The organism is Actinokineospora baliensis, assembly GCF_016907695.1.
Lineage (GTDB): Bacteria > Actinomycetota > Actinomycetes > Mycobacteriales > Pseudonocardiaceae > Actinokineospora > Actinokineospora baliensis.
In genome coordinates this window covers 4,184,262-4,202,361 of the sequence record NZ_JAFBCK010000001.1, presented here as the reverse complement: position 1 = coordinate 4,202,361, position 18,100 = coordinate 4,184,262, and the positions used below count along the sequence as shown (strand labels likewise).

The following is an 18,100-nucleotide window of genomic DNA, read 5'->3' as shown; positions in this document are numbered from 1 at the left end:
GCCTTTCTCGCTGGACGGGTGTGTGCGAGAGGCAGGTGCCCCGTTTCGCCGGGTTCCAAGCGTGGTCGGGGGGCGGATCACCTGGAGAGGATTAGTCGGCCGCGGGTGGGGGTTCGCTGGTGTCGAAGTCCTCCGGGTCGACCGGGAGGGGGCGGCCCCTGGGCGGGAACTCGAGGACCTGGGGTGTTTCGGCGTCCGCGCCGATGACCAATGCGAAAACGCTTCGGCCGAGGATGGAGGCGGCTATTTCGGCCATGAAACCGGGGTCGGCGGCCGTGTCGGATACCAGGCGGTAGCCGCCGCGGTAGGGGACGAGGGTGTATTCGGTGCCGCGGAGGGTGATGATGTCGTTGGCGCCGGAGAGGGCTCGCATGCGCTGGATGTCGACGGCCCTCAGGTGCAGTGAGAGGGCGTCGGCCTGGTTCTTGGTGTGGGTGGAGTCGAAGGAGTCGCGGAGGACGTCGAGCTCTTGGCCGACCTCGTCGACGTGCGAGGACCAGTCGGGGTTGGGGTCGGCCACCGTGGCGGCGAAGTCGGCGGCGATGCCCGAGGGCAGGCCGGTGGGCAGGCCGCGGACGGGGGTGCCCGGGATGAACTGGTTGTTGGCGTCGAGCGGGATGGCGTGGACGCGACCGAGACCGGGCAGCGCGTCGGCGGTCGCGGGGACGATGGTGCCCTGCTGGGGGTCGACCAGTGAGACCGTGCCGTTGTGGTTGACCACGTTCCAGGCGTGGCCGCGGCCGCCGTTGGCGCCGAAGGCGATGAGCATGGCGTCGGCGCCATGGCCCGCGCGGGTGACGCGTTCGATGACGTCCGCAAGCGCTTTTGCCCCGGTGCCAACGAACTCAGGGGCGTAAGAGGTCCATTCGGCCGCCTTGCTGACAGCGCCGCGCGGCGCCTGCCCCGGGGTGCCGATGCCCGCCACGCGCGGTTGGCCGTGGTAGGTCGAGTGGAACGACACCGCGGCGTCGACGCAGTTGATGTCGCGGCCGGGGGCGGTCCGGTCGCCGTTGAGCAGGTCGACGAACAGGGCGGGGTCGGTGAAGCGGGCGCCCTGCGGGACAACGGCTTCCAGGGCTAGGACGTCCTTGGCCGAGGCGGGGGTCAGGGTGTCCTGGACGCTGCGGGTCCCGGGCGGCGAAGGGTGGGTTACCGGGCCGAGGTCGGCCTCGAACTCCTCGCGGGAGCGCTTGGTGCCGCGCGGCCCGCTGGAGTCCACTGTGGTCGGTGCGTCGGGGGTCGACGGGACCGTCACGTGGTCTGCCGGGTTCCACGGTCCGGTGACCTGGTCGCCCGCGTGGTTGCCACCGCTGGAACTGGCGAAGGTGGTCATCTGGAACGACTGCGACCCGGGCGGACCGTTGTCTCCGGGGACGTTGCCCTCGGGGATCGTGGTGAGCTGCGACCCGCCCGAGTTGTTCAGAGTGGACGGTGCGGGCGCCATGACGGCGGGCGTGCCGCGGCGCAGCGGAGTCGGGGTGAAGGCGGGGATCACCGGGTTCGGCTGCACCACCGGGCCCGCGACGTCGCCCGGCGCGGTGCGGGCGGCGACGGCGTCAGCGATGTCCTGGGCGGTGAAGGTGCTGCCCGGCGGGACGACGAAGGTGCGCGGGCGGACGTCGAGGCCGAGCCCGGCGACGAAGTCCACGACCTGGTTCTGGGTGACGCCCGGCTCGACCCGCAGGGTGCGGCCCCTGGCGTCGGCGGGGCCCGCGTTGGCCAGTCCGGGCGGCACCACGGCAGGCGTGCCGCCCGGGTGCAGGACGACGCCGTCTGCGGACGGGGTGAAGGCCAGGCCGGTGGGCGGGGTGGTGCCCGCGGCGGTGTAGACGTCGGCGAGGGTGATCAGGCCCTGGCGCAGCGCGTCGGCCTCCCAGACCCGGACCCGGACGTCGCCGGTGCTGGTGATCTTGACCGTGGACGGCACCGGTTGCCCGCCGAACCAGCCCTTGATCTTGCTCATCAGCGCGTTGGTGCGCCGGGGCGTGGTCTGCACGTAGAACTCGGCGTTGGCGTCGAACAGGTACGAGCGGCCGCTCTGGGCGACGACGGTCAGGTCGAAGGACCCGTTGGACCAGGCCTCCGGGTTGCCGATGCCGCTGTCGACGCCCACGGTCGGGGTGGTCTGGATCGTGGCGGGCGACGGGGTCAGGTTGTCGTTGGGGTGCAGTGCCGTGCCGCCGCCCAGGCCGGAGGCGGTGACACCGCGCGACCAGGTGACCGTGCGCGACGAGCCGGTGAGGGTGATGTCCTCGGTCTCGCGGCCGTGGTCGACCTTGCCCGGGTTGTTCAGCGGCACCAGGGTGAACGACCCCGGCACGAACCGGGCGGCGATCGAGACGTCGAGCAGTTCGTCGTGGAAGGTGCGCTTGGCGCCGACGATGCCCTTGGTGGAGTAGGACCCGTTGCTGAACATCGACCAGCCGCCGTTGTGCAGGCCGGTGCCGGTGGTCAGGGTGTGCAGCGCGTACTCGGAGGTCGTGCCCTTGGCCGTGTAGGGCGAGGGGGTGTTGCCCGCGGTGCGGAAGTTCGCCCGCGCGACCCCGTTGCCGACCCGGACCGGCGCGTTGGAGGTCTGCGCGTAGGCGACCTCGCGGATGGCTTTGGCGGTGTCGGAGCCCAGCGACTCCAGGTGCCACATCGAGTCCGGGTCGAGGTACTGCTGCTGGACGAAGTTCGGGTCGGTCGGCGGCAGGGTCAGCGGGTTGGTCGCGAGGACGTCGAAGGTGGCGGGGGTGGTCGGTGCGGTCATCGCGGGCGACGAGCCGGGCTTGGGGGCGATCAGGTCGACCGAGCCGTGCGCGGCGACCGGTGTGGTGGCCATGTTGTTGCGGTTGAAGTGGCGGGCCGCGGTGAGGGTCAACGCGTCGGCGGCCGGGTTGGCGATGCGGACCCGGGAGATCTCCAGCGAGTACGTCACGTCGTGGGTGGAGCGGTCGAGCTGCTCGAAGGTCTCCAGCCGCATCGGCTTGAGGGTCTTGCTGCCCGGCAGGGTCTCCGACTCCGAGACCTGCCGACCGGCGCCCAGGAGCGCGCCGAGGTTGCCCGCGGTGGACCCGGGCTGCGCGTTGCCCTGGGCGTCCTTCGGTGCGGCGTCGCGCACCACCAGGTCGTTCTGCAGACCGGCGGCGAGGCTGTAGGAGCTGGTCTTCTGGGCCGCGTCGGTGGTGGTGATGTAGGAGTAGGTGGTCTGCGAGTTGGGCGTGAGCGGGTTGTTCGGCAGCGCGGGGCGGTTCGGGACGCCCGCGGCGTGCTGGGTGGGCGCCGAGGTGATCCGGATGTCGACGACGTCGGTGTAGAACGGGTCGTTGTCGGGGATCGAGATGACCCCGGTGTCGGCGAGCACGTCGCGCAGGGAGATCTGGCCGCGCGGGCTGGAGAACAGCTCGGTGATCCGCTCGAGCACGTCGGCCTGCCACTTGCCGGTCACGCCGAGCGCGTCGAGGCGGGTGCGGACGTCGCGCAGCGGGTCGGGGCCGTGCAGGCGGGAGTTGAACACGGTGGTCGTGCCGTGCGAGGCGTAGGTGTTGTACGCCGGGTTGGTCGGGTCGGTGATCAGGTGCTGCGTGGTGCCGGTCGCCGCGGGCGGGGCCGGGAGCACCGCCTGGACCTCGGGCGGGATGGGCAGCCCGGCCTGGGTGAGCAGTTCCGCGGCGGTGGTGGCTGGCAGCTGCACCAGGACCCCGTCCGGCTCGTCCACGGTGACCGACAGGGACTCCGCCTGGGAGGTCTTGATGGAGTTGCGGATGTTGACGTCGCCGGTGTAGGTGTAGCGGACGTCCATCGTCAGCCACACCGTCGGGCCCTTGTAGTTGTAGAGCTGGCGGCCGCCCGGCGTGAGTTCGCTGATCTTGCCCTTGCCCCAGCGCTTGTTGCCGCCGAAGACGAGCCGGATCCGGGCGCCGAAGCGGTGGAACCGGCGCGGGATGACGTCCACGGCGAGCTCGCCGTCGAGGCCGAACTGGCGGTGCTTGCTGTTGTTGACGACCAGGTCGCCGTCCTGGCGCCGCTGCAGCTGCCCGTCCTTGCGCACGTCCACCACGCGCGGCGCCGAATAGGTGGCGGTGGCGGAGATGGCGCCGTTCATGTCGGTGAGCCTGCCGGGCTCGAACAGCTTGTGCGGGCCCGCTTTCTCGCCGTTGAGCCCGAGCACGGCCGCGCCGCGCCTGCCCACCTGGGAGACGAACCCGCGCACGGCGTCGGCCGCGGTGGTGCCCGGCTTGGTCAGCTCGGAGAGCTTGTAGCGGAACTGGCGCTGCGGGATGCCCGCGCCGCGGTTGGTCTCGGTGAGCGTCCTGGTGCCCCAGGACGGCCAGGTGCCGCTCATGAACGGCGACCGGCGGGTGACCGGGGCGGGCATGTTCGCGGGCGGGTTGACCACCGGAAGGGTCTGCACGTTCTTGGCCAGGACCAGGTTGAGCCCCTCGGTCGAGTTGGGGCTGACCCGCACGTGCTCGATGCCCGCGAACTCGCCGAACTGGGCCGAGTCAACGACAACGGTGCCCGCGGGCTGGTTGGGCGCGGTGCCGACGTAGAGGCCGGGTGTCATCGTCGACGGCGCCATCGCCTGGTCGGACCAGGCGAACTTGTCGACGGGGGCGGAGATGGAGACCGCGTTGGGGATGGTCTGCTTGGTGACCCGGGGCGCGGTGGCGGGGGCGTTCGCGTTGAGCGTGCGCGCGGTGTCGACGTCGGCGGTGGTGGGTTCGGTGAGGCGGTCGGCCGAGGGCGGGCCGAAGGTCATCTTGCCGCCCATGAACACCCGGCGGAACCAGTTGGGCGCCGGGGTGTCGCGGTGGACGACGACGATCTCCAGGGTGCCGTCGAAGCCGCGGTACTCGCCGCCGTAGGCGGTGATGCGGCCGTCGCGGCCGTTGGTGCCGACCGCGGAGGAGCGGTTGCGCTCGTAGGTGCCGGAGATGACCACGCGGGGCAGGCCTTGCGACGCGGTGCCGCTGGCGTTGGGGTTGCCGTTGTTGGGCTTGTCGCCGCTGAAGGTGGGGCGGACCTCGGCGCCGACACCGAGCTTGGCGTTGCGGCTCATCTGGTCGGTGCGCCTGCGCTGCGAGGTGACCTGGTCCTGCACCGTGGCCTTGGTCTGGCCGGACGGGTAGCTCGCGGCGGGCGGCACGATCTGCGTGTAGATCTCCAGCTTGTGCAGCCGCCCGTCGGCGACCCAGGTGACCTCCTCGCCGCCGTGCATGGTGTTGAAGATCGCGGTGACCGTCTTGGGGTCTGAGTTGAACTTCTCCCGCACCGCGGCCTGCCCGGTGGCGTCGATGCCGGCGGTGAGGAAGTTGACGATCTGGTCGCGGCCCGGCACACCGGTGATGTCGTCGGTGCCGATGACGTAGGGCTGGTTGCCCGCCGTGCGCACCCGCGTGTTCGCCGGGTCCAGGTGCGCCGGGATGGTGAGGTTGAGCTCGCGGGCCACCGAGAGCGGGACGGTGACCAGTTCGGTGACGGTGTTGTTCACCGAAGTGCCGTTGGCGGTCACGGTCAGCGGGCGGGTCACTTGGTAGACCAACTCGGGTTGCGAGGCGTTGCGCTCCACAGCGGACTCGTTGCCCCGGTTGTAGCCACCGCTGCGGCCGCTGGAGAAGTCGCTGAAGAGACCGACGAACCACTGCAGGCCGGGGACCTCCATGCCGACGGCCATGCCGAGCGCCCCGGTCGCGTCTCCGCCCTTGGTCACCGCCGACGACGGGTTGACGCCGGTGCGCTGCTCATCGACCTTTGTGGACGGACCGACCAGGGTGATCTGCGGCGCGCCGTTGGGGACGACGGTGACCTGGGTGCCGCCGATGGTCTGGGTGACGCTGCCGTTGTTGGGCATGTGCCGCACGCGGGGCGACCCGAGCAGGTCGGTGATCTCCGCGCGGTGGTCGGTGTTGTTGAGGGCGGTCTCGATGCCGTCGGTGAACGCGGTGGGGATGCGCACGGCGTCGGAGGTGAGCTCGCTGCGGCCGTGCGCGGGCAGCGGCTGCGGGGCGGCGGGCGCGGGCACCACGGCGGGCACCCGGACCCCGCCGTGCACGGTGGCGGTGGCCGGGCCCGTCGGTCCGCCGATGCGGGTGGCGACGATCTCGAAGTCGGCCTCGACCCAGGCGCGGTCGCCGGTGCGCACACCCGGCCTGCTGATGTCGTTGGAGGTCATGCCCTGCGAGCGCTTGAGGGTGAACCCGGCGGAGGCGACCGGGCGCAGGAACAGGCCGCCGTCGGTGAGCGGGGCGAGCGAGACCAGCGGGATGCGCACCGGCAGGTTGCTCGACGAGGTCACCGCCTTCGGGTTGTGCGTGTCGTCGCGCCTGGTCTTGACGATGTCGGGGTGGGAGTTGGGCACGGCGTTGACGGTCGCGGCCTTGCGGGTGTCACCGGGGCGCTTGGGGCGGCCGGTGAGCAGGACCCGCGCGGTGGTGCCGCCGGGCAGCGCGACGGTGATCTCCCGGCCCTGGTTGATGATCTCGCCGAGGTGGTTCTCGACCGCGTTCACCGCGGTCTGCCCCGCCTGGTTGGCCACCCCGGGGTGGTCGGTGAACAGACCGCCGACGGCGTTGGCCACGCCGGTGGTGTCCCCGAGTTCCTCCATCACGATCCGCTCGGCGAACGGGGTGTCGGTGAGCAGGGTTAGGCCGCGCTCGACGTCGCCCTGCTTGGCGGCGGTCTTCACGTCGGCCGCGGCGTCCTTGGCGTTGCGCGCGGTGTTGTTGGCCGACGTGGCGGACGCGGCGGCGTTCTGGGCGGCGAGTTGGGCGTTGTCGCGGGCGTTGGTGAGCGCGGTGTAGAGGGTGTTGACGGCGTCGGCCTGCTGGTCCGCGGCCAGTTGCGCGGTGTCGGCCAAACCGCGCAGGCGCACCGCCTCCGGCCGGTCGGTGCCCAGCTGGGTGGTGATGCCCTGCCGCTGCCGGTCGAGGGTGCCGATCTGGGTTTCCTGCCTGCCGATCGCCTCCTCGGCCTTGGCGATCGCGGTCTCCTGCTGGGTGATCTGCGGGGTCGTTGTCGGCGCGGGGGTCGCGTTCGAGCTCGGCCCGGAGTTGGCCAACTGGGCCTTGGCGGCGGCCACGGCGCGCTTGTCGCGGGCCACGTCCAGCTTCGCCTGGGCGACGGTGTCGCGCAGCGTGTTGATCCGGGTCGTGAGGTCGACGACCTGCTGGTCGAGCAGGTCCGCGGCCTGTTCGGCGGTGGTCGCGGCGAGGTCGGCGGCCTGCGCGGCGTTGTGCCGCAGGATCTCGGTCGCCGCCTCGGTCTGGATCTGGGTGACCAGGCCGGTCGCGGTCGTCACCTGCTGGTCGGCGGTCTGCTGGTGGGTGCGGGCGGTGCCCAGGTGCCCGGTGGTGTTGTTCAGCTCGGTGGTGGCCGCGCCGAGGCGCTGGGTCGCGGTGAGGGCACTGGTGGCCGCCGAGGTCGAGGCGGCGCTCGGGCCGCGGGCGGCGGCGTGCGCGGCGGCCTCTTGGATCCGCAGGTTGGCGATCTGGTTCTGGGTGCCCTGGCGGGTCAGGGTGGCCTGCGCCAGTTGGGCGCGCAGCGGACCGTGGTTGAGGACGAGCTGGGCCAACGCGGTCTGGCGGCCGTCGCGCGCGGTGGTGAGGGTGCCCCGGTTGGCGTTCGTGGCGTTGTCGAGCGCGGTCTGGGCGTTGTCGAGGGCGATGCCCGCGGTGTCCTCCGCCTGGTCTGCCTGGTCGACCTGCTGCTGGAGCTGGCTCTCGTTCTGCACCTGCAGACCCAGCGTGGTGATGGCGGCGTTGATCTGCCCGCGCAGCGCGTTCACCCGCTGCACAAGAGGAGTCGACACGGCCTGCGTCGCCGTTACGGCAGCTTGGGCCTGCCGGTGCGGCTCCGCGGCGCCGTAGACCTGGGCCTGCGCCGAACGTTGCGCCTGTTCGGCCCGCCGCACCGACACGTTCGCCGCGTCGAGGTGGCCCTGGGTGGCGGTCAGCGCCTGCGTGGCGAGGGTGTTGATGTTGTTGGGCGGGCGCTGGCCGAACGAGTCGCCGATGGCCTGCGGGCCGGTGCTGCCCGAGTTGTCGACGGTGTCGCCGTCGACGAAGGTGCCCTCGGGGTCCAGGACGATCGCCCACACCTTGCCCGCGTCCGGACCGGTGTCCGACCAGGTGCCCGACTGGGCGTCCACATGGGACACCTCGCCGTTCTGGTTGACCACGTTCCACGCGTGCCCGTCCTTCGCACCGGGCGGCGTGGTGAAGACGATGGCGTCGGTGCCGTGGCCGCCTCGCTTGACGCGCTTCTCCACCTCAGCGAGCGCGGCCTTGCCCTCCCCCAGGAACGCGGGGGCGTAACCGGTGCGCTCGCTGGCGAGACTCGTGCCCGCGCGGTCCTTGCCCGCGGTGGTCGGGTTGCCGCGCCACGTGGAGTGAAAGGCGACGGCGGCGTCGACGCAGTTGATGTCGCCCTTGACCTTGTTGATGCCGCCGACCCACGAGCGGAAGTCCTGGAACCTCGTGGTGGTGGGCTTGAGCTTCGGGGTCGCGCTGGGCGGGGTGAGGCGGGGGCGCTTGTTCGAGACCGGCTGGACGCCCGCGGTCGCCTGGACCTGGGCGGCGGTGGTCTTGGGCAGGGTCGGCGCGGTCGAGGACGGCTTGGTGACCGGCTTCGGGGCGGGCTTGGTGAGCTTGGCGGGCTGCTTGCCGATCCCGGCGGTGGCGGTGACCGGTTTGCCTTGCGGGGTGGGGGTTTTGGCGGTCGAGGGGGCGGCGGTCTGGGCGGTGGTGGACTGGGTGCTCGACTGGCCGGTGGTGGGCTGCTTGCCCTGGGTGAGGGCCTGGTTGGCCGAGGACTGGGTGGTGCTGGTCTGGGTGGTGGACGACTGGGTGCCGCCGGTCTGGGTGGTGCTGGTGGCGCTCGACTGGGTCGAGGTGGTCGAGGTGGTCGTGGTCTGGCTGGTGGTGGCGGGGGTGCTGGAGGTGGTGGTGCTGGAGGTCGTGGTCGTGGCGGTGGTCGCCGGGGTCGACGGCTTGGCCGTCTGACTGGACGACTGGGTGGACGACTGGGTGCTCGACTGGCTCGTCGACGACTGGGACGTCGAGGACTGGCTGGTGGAGGACTGGCTGGTCGAGGACTGCGTGGTGGAGGACTGCGAGCTGGACGACTGACTGCTCGACGACTGGGTGGTGGACTGCGAAGTGCTGGACTGGGTGGTCGACGACTGGGTGGTGGACTGCGAAGTGCTCGGCTGGGTCGAAGGTTGCTGCCCGGGCTGCTGGCCGGCAGTGGTGGTACTCGACTGGGTGGGCGGGTTCTGCGCCTGGCCGGGCTGGGACTGCCCCGGCTGCGAAGGAGCGTTCTGGGACTGGCCCGGTTGACCGGGACCGTTCTGCGACTGCCCGGGCTGCGATGGGCCGGTCTGGGACTGGGTGTTCTGGCCCTGCCCGTTCTGCGACTGCCCCTGACCGTTCTGCGACTGGGGCTGACCGGGCTGCGACTGGCCTTGGCCGTTCTGGGGCTGGCCGGGCTGGGGCTGGCCGGGCTGGGGCTGGCCGGGCTGGGGCTGGCCGGGCTGGGGCTGGCCGGGCTGGGGCTGGCCGGGCTGGGGCTGGCCGGGCTGGGGCTGGCCGGGCTGGGTCTGGCCGGGCTGGGGCTGCCCGTTCTGCGACTGGGGCTGGCCGGGCTGGGTCTGGCCGTTCTGCGGTTGGCCGTTCTGCGACTGGGGTTGACCGTTCTGCGACTGCGGGACCTGGCCGGGCTGGCCCGCGCCGACCTGGACCGGCTGCCCCTGGTTCTGCCCCTGACCGCCGGGTTGGTTGACCGGGGGTGCCTGGGTGGTGGGGCCGCCGATCCCGTTGGGGCCGAGGCCACCCACCTCGTCGGTGTTGTTCCCGCCGCCGAGGCCGCGGTCGCCGGTGGGCACCTGGGTGTTCGGCCCGGTGGTGGTCGGCACCGTGTTCGGGCGCGTGGTGGTGTCGCCGGTGACGCCGTCGGGGCGGGTCTGCGGGGTGGTCTGGGGGCCCTTGGTGGTGGGGGCGGGCTTGGGCGGGGCGAGGGCGTCGCCGATGGCGCCACCGACCACGCCGCCCGCGCCGGAGATGCCGCCGGAGGTGGCCGAGTACGGGTTCATCTCGAACTCGCCCTCGGTGGCGTACTTGTAGAGCGCCTCGGTCAGCGTCTCGTGGAACGCCTCGATGCCGATCTCGGTGATCTTGTCGGGGATGACCTTGTGCCAGTCGAAGGCGTCCTTGCCGATCTTGCCGAGCCACGAGTCGAGCCCCGAGGTGGTGATGTGCGCGATGGCCTTGCCGAACCCGGCCAGCGGCAGGGTGAGCGCGCCGCCGAGGGCGCCGACGGCGGCGGCGCTGGCGGTGTACTTGGGGTTCCACTCGGTGCGGGTGCCCATGCCGAACTGGATCAGCTGCGCGACCACGTCGATGACCAACTGGAAGGCGATGCCGACGATCTGCGCCTGGATGACCTTGATCAGCAGCCTGCCCAGCAGCGACTTGAGCAGCCAGCGCACGATCGCCATCCTGGCCGCCAGCCAGGCCATGCTGGCGCCCGCGGTGCCGAACGCGGCCGCGATCGCCCAGGCGATCTCGGCGATGAGCGCGATCAGCGACAGGATCGACACCAGCTTGACGTACTCAACCTCCAGCGCGAGGTCGCGCAGGAACTTCGCCAGGGCGCGGAACTGCTCGTCGGCGATGGACAGGTAGTTGTCGGCGCCCTCGACGTAGGGGGCCATGCGGTTGGCGAACGCCTGCTCGGCGGCGCCGTGGAAGTTCGACCTGATGGTGAACACGGCCGTGCGCAACTGGGGGGCGAGCTCACCGGTGAGCCGGAAGGCCGCCCGGTCCCACGCGTCGGCGAGGGCGCGCAGCTTGTCCTCGTTGGCGTCGGGCCACTCCTCGCCGGTGAGCACCTGGAACAGCTTGCGCACCTCGTCGGGCACCATCATGGCCATCGGTCGTCACCTCCTCAGCGGCGCTGGCTCGCGGATCAGGGCTGGACGGCGCCTTCGGCGTCGTCGGAGGTCTCGCTGAACACCCCGGCGGTCTTGACCGTGCGGGACCCGGTCTCGCCGATCGTGCGCTGCATGAGGCGCAGGAACTTCAGCCCCTGCTCCTCACCGGGCCGGTAGCCGCTGTCGAACTTCTCGCCCATCTCACCGGTGCCGCCCGCGCCGCGGTTCTCCTCCACGGCCACGAACAGCTCGTTGCAGATGTTGACCGCGAGGTCCACGGTCGCCTGGATGTTGACCCCGCCCTGGCGCAGGCCCTCGGGGTCGACCGACAGCCTGCTCATCGCCACTCCTTGACGGCCTTGTCGAACATGGCGCCGATCTCGGCGTTGAGCGCGGCGGGGTCGGACAGGTCCAGCACCGACGGGGCGACCCCGCCCGGCATGAGTCCGGCGAAGACGGCGGCGGAGGACTGGGCGGACTGCTCCTGCGCCTTGGAGATCGTGTCGACGAGGCGGCTGGCGAGCTCCTTGGGCGCCAGGTCGCGCCAGCGGCGACCGGTGAACTTGAGCTCGACGAGCTTGCCCTGGCCGTCGACGGTCGCCTCGACCATGCGGTCCTCGGTGGTGACCGTGGTGGTCGCCTTCGCGACGGTGTCCACGGCGGTGGCGATGCGCTCCTGCTGTTCGCGGAGCTCGGCCAGCGCGGTGGCCAGTTCGTTGTGCAGTGGGGTGGACATCTCGCGGCTCCTCTCGGGCGGTGGGGACCGCACAGTTGTCACACGGGTGGGCGGCCGGGATGGGTTCACGCGCGGGTGCCGCCGCCCGGGGCCGTGCTCGACCCCGGGCGGCGGTGTGGGATCAGCCGGAGGTGCTGGCCGTGGTCCCGGTGGTGTCCTGCGTGTCGGTGGTGCGCTTGGCGGGGGCCTTCGTGGTGGTGCGGTGGTGGATGTGCGTGGCCACCAAGGGCTCGTCGACCTCGGGGTCGCCGGAGTCCGGGCGGCCGATCACGCCGTCGCCCACGGAGGTGTCGGTGCCCCAGACCTTCTCGTCCTCCGAGAGCCAGGTGGTGCGCTCGCGCTCCTTCTCCTCGCTGCCCCGGTTGCCCATGCCCCCCATGCCGCCCATCATCGGCGGGAAGAACGGCATGCCGCCGCGCTGGTCGTGGTCGCCCGCGCCCGGGATGCCCTGCTGGTTCGCGCCGTCGGCGCCCCGGCCGGTCCAGTCGGACCAGCCGTCACCGGTGCCGAACGGGGAGCCCGCACCCAAGCCGGTGCCCGCGCCGCCGAACGCGCCGTCGGCACCCACACCGCCCGCGCCGAAGGAGCCGTCCGCGCCGACCCCGGCCCCGCCACCCGCGGCGCCCCAGGCCTCCAGCCCGGAACCGCCGAGACCACCGCCACCGAGACCGCCCAGTCCGCCGTCGCCGAGGCCGGGGATGGGACCGGTGCCGGGCAGCGAGCCGGGCCCGAAGTTCACGCCGCCGTTGGGGGCGCCGCCGGGGGAACCACCGGGAAGACCCGGCAGCGACGGGGGTTTGTTGGTCGAGGGCTGGTTGGGCGACCAGCCGTCGTCGTCGATCGTCCCGTCCGGCGGGCTGTCCACCCCGGGGAGGTTGGGCAGGGTGGTGCCGCCGTTGGGGCCTTCGGTGTCCCGCCCGCCCGGGCGCAGCGACGGGGGCACCAGCGGTGGCACGAAACCACCGTTGGGACCGCCCGGCAGGTCGCCGTTGAGGCCACCGTTCGGGCCACCGGGCAGGTCCAGGCCACCGTTGGGTCCGGGGCCGAGCGCGTCGTTGAGCCCGCCGTTGGGGCCGCCCGGCAGGTCCAGGCCGCCGTTGGGGCCACCGGGCAGGTTCGTGCCGCCGTTCGGACCGCCCGGCAGGTTGAGCCCGCCGGTGGGGTCGGTGTTGGGCGGCGGCACGTTGGTGCTGCCGCTCGGGGGCGGCGGTACGTTGGTGTCCCCGTTGGGCGGCGGGGGCACGTTCGTGTCGCCGTTGGGCGGCGGCGGGACCTCGGTGTTGCCGTTGGGCCCGTTGGGGTTGGTGTTCGGGTCCGGCGGCGGGCTGCCGATCGTGGGCGGCTGGTTGGTCTTGAGGTCCCCCAGGCCGCGGGCGGCCCGCTTGTAGGCGGTGTCGAGGTTGGCCAGCGCGGTGCGGGCCGCGGTGTCGAGCTTGACCATGGCCACCATGGCGACCTTGCTGATGCCGGTGTTGACCGCCAGCCAGGTGTCGGCCCTGGTGAGGTCGCTGGTGACGGTGCCGAAGTCCGCGGGCATCGCGGGGGCGCCGCTGGTGCTGTAGCGGGCGAAGGCGTCCTTGATGAACTGCTCGGCCTTGGCCCGGTCCCCCGCGCCCCACTGGTCGAGCAGGTACGGCGGCGTCCCGCCCTTTGTGGACACGTCGATGCCCGCGTTCTTGATGTACTGGCTGACGTTGCCGACGAACGAGTTGGCGGTGTTCATCGGCGCGTTGAGCAGGAACGTGGACTGCTCCTGCCAGGCGTTGTACATCGCGGTGCCGAAGGTGGCCAACGCCGTCGCGGCGGCCTCCAGCCCGGCCGGGGTGGCCGGGGTGCGGTCGAGGGAGATCTGGGTGTGCAGGTCGTTGAAGGTGAAGTTGAGCCTGCGCAGGTTCACCTGGATCGCGTAGGCGGCCTTGCCCTTGAACGCGCTGTCGTCGCTGTCGAGGCTGTCGGCCCAGGTCTTGGTGGTGGTCCGCTGCGCGTCGAGGAAGGTCAGGTACTTGTTGACCACGGTGCGGGAGGCGTCGAGGTGCGGGCGGTTCATCAGCCCCGCGATGCCGGTGGACGCCCGGTACACCACGTCGTTGATGTTGTTCCACGCCGTGTTCCACGAGTTGAACGCGGACATGTTGAAGTCGGCGCCGAAGTAGTACTTGTCCCAGGCGCGGTAGGAGAAGGAGTTCGACGCCGATCCGGGCGGCGTGAAGGTGAACCAGGTGTTGGGCGACTCGCCGTTGCCACCGCCGTTCTCGAGGAGGGCGTGCAGGTCGCTGCCCAGGCCGGTGACCGCGAACAGGATCTGCTCGAAGGTCGCGGCGGAGAAGTCCCCTGTCGCGGGGATCGTGGGGTCTGCCATGGCGGTCGCTCCTGGTTTCGGTCCGGTTGGCTACTTGCCGGGGGTGCCGCTGAAGCCGCCGCCGACGTTGAAGTCGGGGAACTCGGCGATGAAGCGGGTGATGTCGTACTCGGCCAGGTCGTCGGTCTCCTTGAAGATCCCCTTGGCCGCCACCAGCGCGTTGCGGAACTTGACGATGGCCTGGCGGATCAGCTCGTTCTGCTGCTCGACCGAGCCGCCGAACTCCTTGCCCTTGGTGACCAGGTTGATCGCGGTCTGCCACTTCTGGGTGCCGGGCTGCACGGTGAAGTCGGAGTCCAGCGGCATCGTGTCGGAGTCGGTGGACAGCCGCAGCGCGTCCTCCATGTCGTCGAGGACGCGGATCAGCTGGTTGTAGCGCTCCTCGTCGAAGGTGATGTTGGCCATGGTGTGCTCTCCCTGGGGTGTGGTGTGCGAAGGGGGGTGGGCGGGGCGCCACATGTCCACTGTGGTGGGTGGGAATGTGGCGCCGCCGCGGAACTCCGGAGGAATCAGCCCAACATGATGCCCTGGCCGCGGGAGTCGCCCTCGGAGAAGATCTCGTGGACGTTGATCGAGGACAGCGACTGGGAGTTCAGCTTGGTCTCCATGTCGGTGTAGGTCTGGGTCCACTGGAGCTGGGCTTCCTGCCACAGCGGGGTCGCCTTGCCCTGGGTGGCCACGTCGATGTTCTTGAGCGAGGTGTTGAGGTTGGTGAGGATCTCGCCCAGCTGCTTGACGTACATGTAGAGCTGCTCGTTGAGCTCGAGGTAGCCGTCGTGGTCGATGTCGAAGGCGGTCATTGCTGTGTCCTTTCGGGACTGTGGTGCGGCGGGCGGGCGGGACGGGGGAGGTCAGGCGGCGCCGTTGGAGGCGCTGTCGGCGTCGGTGTCGGCGGAGCGGTTGGCCTGCAGCAGCGCCTGCGCCTTGCCGTTGAGGGCCTCGAGCTGGTTCTTGACCAGGTTGAAGTCGCCGGTCCAGTTGCCGATCGCGGCGGCGAGCTTCATGCCGGAGGTGGAGTTGTTGACCGAGGGCAGCATCGCCTGGATGCCCATGACGTTCTGGTTGAGGGTGCCCATGTTGCCCAGGCTGGTCTCGGTGGCGGTGATGATGCCCTGCAGCGTGGCGTCGTCGTAGCCGTAGCGGTTGGCCATCGTGGTTCTCCTTCGGTGTCAGGCGAGCTTGTCGAGCACGGGCCCGGTGGGCAGCAGCGCGAGGAGGTCCGCGGGGACCGGTGCGGCGCTGTCCGCGGGCTGACCCAGCGCGGCGGCGGCGTCGCCGCTCGCGACGGGGAACTTGGTTCCTGCGTCGGTGACGAGGTACATGCCTGCCCCGGGCACGCCGGGGGCGGGGCGGGTGCGGACCAGGAGCCCGGCGCCGGGGGCGACCAGAACCCGGTCAGCGGTGCGGTTGTCGCGACCGGCGCCTTGGACGGCAGGGTCGGGCTCACCGTCGCGGCGGGGGGCGACAACGACTTCGGCCTTCTCCCCCGCCCACCGCACGCACGGCGTGCCGTCGCCCATCTCCATGGGCTTGGGCAGTTCCGCGGGGAGGGCGTTCTGCCAGTCGGCGGTCGGCAGCATGGTGGCGGCGGCCAGGGCGGACGCGGTGACCTGGCGCGGCGGCTCGGTCGAGGCGGGGTCGGCGACGACGAGCGCGGCGACGGTGGCGCTCACCGGCAGCAGGCCGCCGGGTTGCACCACGTAGAACCGGTCGCCGACAACGGCCTCGGGGACCTGCAGCAGCTGCCCGACGGTGGTGGACTTGCCCGCGACGACCAAGCCCTCTCCCCCGCGTTCGACCTTCGGCGAGCCGAGGTCGGGGCCCGCGGGCAGGGCGTTGAGCCAGGATTCGGTGACCGGCACGGCGGAGCCGGGGTCGAGGCCAAGGGCAGTGGGCACCCAGGTCGCGGTGACCCGCATCCGGCGGTCGCGCCAAGCGAGGTGGGTGGCGCCGTTGGGGGCCCGCACGAGCAGCGCGCCGTCGACGGCCGGGATCTGCTGCCCGTCGGCGGTGACCGCCAGGGTGACCCCCGGTCCGTCCGGTGTGGACATCGCGCACACGGTCCAGGCGCGGGGCGCGCCACCGGCGGTGGGCAGCGTGTCCGGGGCGCCCATGATCCCGACGGGCCCGCCCTGCGGCACGCCGTTGAGGTCGGCGGTGCTGACGGTGGCGACCTTGGGGCTGGCGCCCAGGAGCAGCCTGGCGGAGGCGTAGTTGAGGACGGGGCGCAGCTTGCCCTCGTGCATGAGGTAGCGGCTGCCGGTGTCCTCGTCGATGATCAGCGCACCCGGTTCGCGCCAGGAGTCGTTGCCACCGGGGGAAAGGAGGCCGATCACCAGGACCACGACGACCACCAGGCCCGCGACCGCGGTGCCGCCGAAGAGGCCGACGACGGTGCGGCGCAGCGGCCGGTCCAACGCGTCGGGGTCGACCCGCAGTACCGCGCTCACCAGCCTGCCGACGAGGAACGAGTGGGCCTGGACCTGATCGCGCCTGCTGTACATGACCTTCCTCCTTTCGCTGTCTCACTGAGAACACGGTTGCCGCGGTGGAAAAGGTTCACGCCTCTTAGGACCAAGCGGCCATGATCGCGGCGTACACACCAATGGCCGACAACGCCAACGGAATGACGGCCAGAGCGCTCGCCCAGTGCAGGAGATCACCCCAACGACCCCAGCGGGGAACGAGTTTGCGGTCGGGGATGACGTGCGCCGCGGCGAGCGCCAGTCCGGCCACCACGACCAACCCACCGAGCACCGCGGGCAAGAACGGTTGCGACACCTCGGCCGCTCCCGCCAGCAGCAGCGTGAGCAGGCCGAGGAAGGCTGGGACCATCGCGGAGAGGCGTTGGTGGGTGGCGTTGAGTTCCCTGGCGTGCAACAACATCAGCACGGCCGTGACCGCGGTGAGCGTTTTGGCGTCCCAGCCGCTGTGCAGCGCCAGGACGACCATCGAGACCCCGGCGACAGCACCGAGCGCGATGAAGAACGCGGTGAGGTAAGCGTTTGCGCGGGTGGCACTGTCGAGGACCCGCGCGCTGGGTTGCGGATCGAGGTCCTGCTGGAACTCCGCCGCGCTCGTAGGCACCTGGTCGACCGCCAAACCAGCCAACCGCGCGGAAGCCAGCGGCGCGGCGCGGACCAAGGTCAGAGCCAAGACGAGGGTCACCGATGCCGCGGCGGCTCCGCCCAGCCCTGTGGCGGTGGCGAACCCGCCGCCGATGGTGGCGAGCAACGCGGCGAGACCCACGGCCGTGAAGGCGGCGTCCGGGCCGCCCACTGCGACCCGTGCGATCACCGCGGCGACCGTGGCGGCGGCCGCGCCTGCCAGAACACCGGGCCCGGTAAGGGATCCGCCGGGGATCGCCACACCGGCCATAGCGGCGGAGACCGTGCCCGCGGTGGCCAGCAGCAACGCGGCCGGGCGGTCGGCCAGCGCCCGGCTGGCGGCCATGGCCGCACCGAGCAGGACGACGGCGAGACCGCCCGCGCGGATGGCGTCGACACCCGCCACGAAGACCGCGGCCGCCGCGACAAGACCCATCAGCACCACGAAGACGCGCCGGGTCAACGCGGGCCGCCACTTGTCGTCGCGGGCGGACAGACCGGTGTGGATGCCGTCCACCAGGTCGTCGAAGTCGACGAGCGGCAGCAGCGCGTCGCGCGGGCGCAGGTGCAGCAGGTCACCGTCGTAGAGGCCGAGGGCGGCGGTGCCCTGGTCCTCGTCCAACGGCGGTTCACCGAGGCGCTGCAACACCCAGCCCCCGTGCGCCAGGCCGGTGGTGGCCAGCGCGGGGTCGAGGTGGCCGAGGACCGTCGGCATCAGGTCGGCGAGCGGGACATGGGCTGGTACGGCGAGTTCGACGCGGGAGGCAGGCCCGCAAATGGTCAGCCTGCACATCTCGCCGGAACCCGCTGCTGCGGTGGTGGCCATGCCCAGGACACGGCCGGGGCGGCGCGGACGGTTCAGCCGGGTTCGGTGAACTTCGGGTGACGCGCGGGCATCCGGTGCGCACCGGGGAAATCCGGTGAACTCACCGGCCCCGCCCGCCCGTGTAGGGGGTGACGGGCAGCAGCCGGACGGTCAGGGAGTG

The 18,100-nt window shown here is 71.7% G+C and carries 9 protein-coding genes; all 9 read right to left on the bottom strand.

Features of this window, described 5'->3' with window-relative positions:
• Positions 1 to 91: 91 nt before the first annotated feature.
• The 9 genes from JOD54_RS19475 to eccD all read right to left on the bottom strand — a co-directional run bounded on the left by JOD54_RS19475 (position 92) and on the right by eccD (position 17,940).
• Positions 92 to 10,912: a toxin glutamine deamidase domain-containing protein gene (locus tag JOD54_RS19475; protein WP_204451897.1), complete on the bottom strand. Its 10,821-nt coding sequence runs from the start codon at positions 10,910 to 10,912 to the stop codon at positions 92 to 94.
• 35 nt (positions 10,913 to 10,947) lie between these two features.
• Positions 10,948 to 11,253 carry a hypothetical protein gene (locus JOD54_RS19470; protein WP_204451896.1) on the bottom strand — a complete coding sequence of 102 codons (306 nt, stop codon included), beginning with the start codon at positions 11,251 to 11,253 and terminating at the stop codon, positions 10,948 to 10,950.
• Complete coding sequence (locus JOD54_RS19465; protein ID WP_204451895.1) at positions 11,250 to 11,648, bottom strand: YbaB/EbfC family nucleoid-associated protein; 399 nt, start codon at positions 11,646 to 11,648, stop codon at positions 11,250 to 11,252. The genes JOD54_RS19470 and JOD54_RS19465 overlap by 4 nt, the downstream gene beginning before the upstream one ends.
• Positions 11,649 to 11,769: 121 nt before the next feature.
• Complete coding sequence (locus tag JOD54_RS19460; RefSeq protein WP_204451894.1) at positions 11,770 to 14,007, bottom strand: hypothetical protein; 2,238 nt, start codon at positions 14,005 to 14,007, stop codon at positions 11,770 to 11,772.
• A gap of 30 nt (positions 14,008 to 14,037) precedes the next feature.
• A complete protein-coding gene (locus JOD54_RS19455) occupies positions 14,038 to 14,412 on the bottom strand; it encodes a type III PLP-dependent enzyme domain-containing protein (RefSeq protein WP_204451893.1) in 375 nt (124 codons plus the stop codon).
• Between the two features lie 104 nt (positions 14,413 to 14,516).
• Positions 14,517 to 14,807 (bottom strand): hypothetical protein, encoded by a 291-nt coding sequence (locus tag JOD54_RS19450; RefSeq protein WP_204451892.1) that lies wholly within the window; start codon positions 14,805 to 14,807, stop codon positions 14,517 to 14,519.
• A 51-nt stretch (positions 14,808 to 14,858) separates the two neighbouring features.
• The gene (locus JOD54_RS19445; RefSeq protein WP_204451891.1) at positions 14,859 to 15,158 is read right to left on the bottom strand and encodes a hypothetical protein; all 300 of its coding nucleotides are present in this window, start codon (positions 15,156 to 15,158) and stop codon (positions 14,859 to 14,861) included.
• Between the two features lie 18 nt (positions 15,159 to 15,176).
• Positions 15,177 to 16,511, bottom strand: a complete 1,335-nt coding sequence (gene eccB, locus JOD54_RS19440; RefSeq protein ID WP_204451890.1) for a type VII secretion protein EccB — start codon at positions 16,509 to 16,511, stop codon at positions 15,177 to 15,179.
• Between the two features lie 64 nt (positions 16,512 to 16,575).
• Positions 16,576 to 17,940, bottom strand: a complete 1,365-nt coding sequence (gene eccD / locus JOD54_RS19435; RefSeq protein ID WP_204451889.1) for a type VII secretion integral membrane protein EccD — start codon at positions 17,938 to 17,940, stop codon at positions 16,576 to 16,578.
• Positions 17,941 to 18,100: the final 160 nt, after the last annotated feature.